1 pseudogene is annotated in these 332 nt (G+C 57.8%); it reads right to left on the bottom strand.

The annotated features are described in order from the left end of the window. A pseudogene (locus EN852_RS43430) lies at positions 1–129 on the bottom strand (thioredoxin family protein); the annotation flags it as partial. Positions 130–332: the final 203 nt, after the last annotated feature.

Raw genomic sequence — 332 nt, 5'->3', positions numbered from 1 at the left:
GAAGGCAACGAGCAAGGCCGGCCTGACATCGAAATCGGCCAGCCGGTGCAGCACGCCATGCGCGTCGGGCAACAGGAAGTCGGCAGCCCTGGTGCCAAGCTCGATCGGATTGGATTCTGTCTTCGGCATCGATGCTCTCCCTTCAGCCTGGCTTTCACAGGTCAAGCTGCAAGCGCCCAGGCACCGGCAGTTAGTCTATGAATTTAGTAGAATTATACGCCTGAGGGCACGTTCACGGTCAACCGCGCAGCTTAGAATATCGTGCCAATGTTCGGGGCCGCGCCGGCAGGTTTGTTCGAGAGGAAGCCGTCTTGGAAGAAATGAGATTTGGG

This window comes from Mesorhizobium sp. M2E.F.Ca.ET.209.01.1.1 (assembly GCF_004010375.2).
Taxonomy (GTDB): Bacteria; Pseudomonadota; Alphaproteobacteria; order Rhizobiales; family Rhizobiaceae; genus Mesorhizobium.
This window is presented reverse-complemented; position numbering and strand designations above follow the sequence as displayed.